Consider the following 2,820-nt stretch of genomic DNA (forward strand, 5'->3'; position numbering starts at 1 on the left):
TATTTCAACACCGTGGTATCCGGTCCATCTTCGGTCAGCGTCACGTCGGCGCCGCCCTTGGCGAAGCCGGCAATGCCGCCCTTGCCTTCGCCCTGGATGGTGTAGGAGTGCGGCGGCTTCAGATTCTTCAGCGTCACCTCGCCATTGAACGTCGCCTTGATCGGCCCGATCTTCACCACCACGGTCGCCGCCATTTCGGTCGGCGACTTCATCTCAAGGCTCTGGCAGCCGGGAATGGTCGCCCTCAAGACCTCGGGATCGTTCAGCGCTTCCCACACTTTTTGCAGGGGTGCGGCAATGCGTTCCTCGCCTTCGATCACCAAAGCCATGAAAACCTCCCGGACAAGACTGCCTGAAGCCCTAACGCACGGCAGGGTGCGTGTCTATCACACCAAAGTCCGGTTGCGACCGCACGCCCTCTTGCCTGCTTACGCGCGTTGCCATATCGATTTGTCTTACAAATACGGAGACCACGATGGCAGGCGCCCCCACCACCAAGAAAAAATTTCGCTCGCAGGAGTGGTTCGACAATCCCGACAATCCGGGCATGACGGCGCTCTATCTGGAGCGCTACCTGAATTACGGCCTGACGCGCGCTGAACTGATGTCCGGCAAGCCGCTGATCGGCATCGCCCAGACCGGCTCCGATCTTTCGCCGTGTAACCGCCACCATATCGAACTCGCCAAGCGCGTGCGCGAAGGCATCGTCTCGATGGGCGGCATTCCGTTCGAATTCCCCTGCCATCCGATCCAGGAGACCGGCAAGCGCCCGACCGCAGCACTCGACCGCAACCTTGCCTATCTCAGCCTGGTCGAGGTGCTCTACGGCTATCCGCTCGACGGCGTCGTGTTGACCATCGGTTGCGACAAGACCACGCCGGCGCTGCTGATGGCGGCGGCCACGGTCAACATCCCGGCCATCGCCCTGTCGGTCGGCCCGATGCTCAATGGCTGGCACAAGGGCAAGCGCACCGGCTCCGGCACCATCGTCTGGGAATCGCGCCAGCGGCTTTCGGCCGGCGAGATCGGCTACGACGAGTTCATGGACATCGTCGCGTCCTCGGCGCCGTCCACCGGCTATTGCAACACCATGGGCACCGCCACCACGATGAACTCGCTGGCCGAGGCGCTTGGCATGCAGTTGCCGGGCTCGGCCGCCATTCCCGCCCCCTACCGCGAGCGCGGCCAGATTTCCTATGAGACCGGAAAACGCATCGTCGAGATGGTGCATGAGGATCTGAAGCCGTCCGATATCATGACGAGAGAGGCTTTCGAGAACGCCATCGTCGTCAATTCGGCCATTGGCGGCTCGACCAACGCGCCTATCCATCTCAACGCCATCGCCCGACACCTTGGAGTCAAGCTCGACAATGACGACTGGCAGACGGTCGGCCTCAATGTGCCGCTGCTGGTCAATTTGCAGCCGACGGGCGAATACCTCGGCGAGGACTACCATCATGCCGGCGGCGTGCCGGCGGTCATCGCCGAACTGATGAAGGGCGGGCTGTTGCCGCATCCCGGCGCACCCACCGTCAACGGCAAGTCGATCGGTGAGAATAGCGAGGGCGTCGCCAACGAAAACCCCGACGTCATCCGCTCTGTCGCCAAGCCGCTGAAGGCCAATGCAGGCTTCATCAACCTCAGGGGCAATCTGTTCGATTCGGCGATCATGAAGACCAGCGGCATATCGCCGGAATTCCGCGAACGCTATTTGTCCAATCCCAAGGATCCAGAGGCTTTCGAAGGCAACGCCATGGTTTTCGATGGGCCGGAGGATTACCACGCTCGCATCGACGACCCGGCGCAAGGCATCGACGAACACACCATCCTGTTCATGCGCGGCGCTGGTCCGGTCGGCTATCCCGGCGGTGCCGAGGTCGTCAACATGCAGCCGCCGGCCTACCTCATCAAGAAGGGCATCCACGCGCTTGCCTGCATCGGTGACGGCCGCCAGTCGGGCACGTCGGGCTCGCCGTCGATCCTCAACGCCTCGCCGGAAGCCGCCATCGGCGGCGGATTGGCTCTGCTCAAGACGGGCGACCGTGTCCGCATCGACCTGCGCAAGGGCACGGCCGATATACTCGTCACCGACGACGAGATCACCCGGCGCCGCGCCGAACTGCAGAACAATGGCGGCTATCACTATCCCAAGCACCAGACGCCCTGGCAGGAGATCCAGCGTGGCATGGTTGCGCAGTTTTCAGAGGGAATGGTGCTGAAGCCAGCGGTGAAATATCAGGATGTCGCGCACACAAGCGGTGTTCCCAGGGACAATCACTGACACGCATCGACAACTGGCGGCTTGATCAGTCAGGTCGCCAGTCCCGACCAATAGGTCGAGCCCGTCACCATCCTTGACAAGCCCGCGCGTTGTATCCACCATGATGACAAGGGGTGCATCGCGACGACCCCGTGAGGCGTCAGCCCAACGTTCGCGTCCAAGCTTCTCTTCCAGGAGGTGGACGCCATGCCGTCAACAACTGCTATCACTGTATCGCAACTGTCCCGTCTGATCGGCCTGCCGGGTGCGCCTGTCATCATCGATGTCCGCGTCGATGACGATTTCGAGGCCGATCCGCGCCTGTTGCCGGCTTCGTGCCGGCGCGATTTCAAAACCGTTTCGACCTGGGCCGCCGGGTTCGCCGGCAAGCCGGTGGCCGTCGTCTGCCAGAAGGGGCAAAAGCTTTCGCAAGGCGTCGCCGCATGGTTGCGCCATGAGGGGATATCAGCCGAATCCCTTGAAGGCGGGTTTGAGGCCTGGCGCGATGCCGGGGGGCTTCTGGTTCGCACCGAAAAGATGCCGCCACGTAATGAAAAGGG

General features: G+C 62.3%; 3 protein-coding genes. 2 read left to right on the forward strand and 1 reads right to left on the reverse strand.

Annotation, left to right across the window (positions count from 1 at the left end; genetic code table 11):
- Window positions 1-329, reverse strand: a 329-nt coding sequence (locus tag EN935_RS29765) for a carbon monoxide dehydrogenase subunit G (RefSeq protein ID WP_127373910.1), incomplete at its 3' end; no start/stop codon positions are given.
- Window positions 330-475: 146 nt separating this feature from the next.
- Here EN935_RS29765 and EN935_RS29770 point away from each other — a divergent pair.
- Together EN935_RS29770 and EN935_RS29775 are read left to right on the forward strand one after the other, a co-directional pair.
- The gene (locus tag EN935_RS29770) at window positions 476-2,281 is read left to right on the forward strand and encodes an IlvD/Edd family dehydratase (protein WP_127265292.1); all 1,806 of its coding nucleotides are present in this window, start codon (window positions 476-478) and stop codon (window positions 2,279-2,281) included.
- Window positions 2,282-2,467: 186 nt separating this feature from the next.
- On the forward strand, window positions 2,468-2,820 hold a 353-nt coding region (locus EN935_RS29775), incomplete at its 3' end, for a thiosulfate sulfurtransferase GlpE (RefSeq protein WP_164771439.1).

This window comes from Mesorhizobium sp. M7D.F.Ca.US.004.03.1.1 (assembly GCF_003998635.1).
In the GTDB taxonomy this organism is placed as follows: domain Bacteria; phylum Pseudomonadota; class Alphaproteobacteria; order Rhizobiales; family Rhizobiaceae; genus Mesorhizobium; species Mesorhizobium loti.

Coding starts and splice junctions, on each gene's coding strand:
- EN935_RS29770 (WP_127265292.1), top strand. CDS start 476: ATGGCAGGCGCCCCCACCACCAAGAAAAAATTTCGCTCGCAGGAGTGG.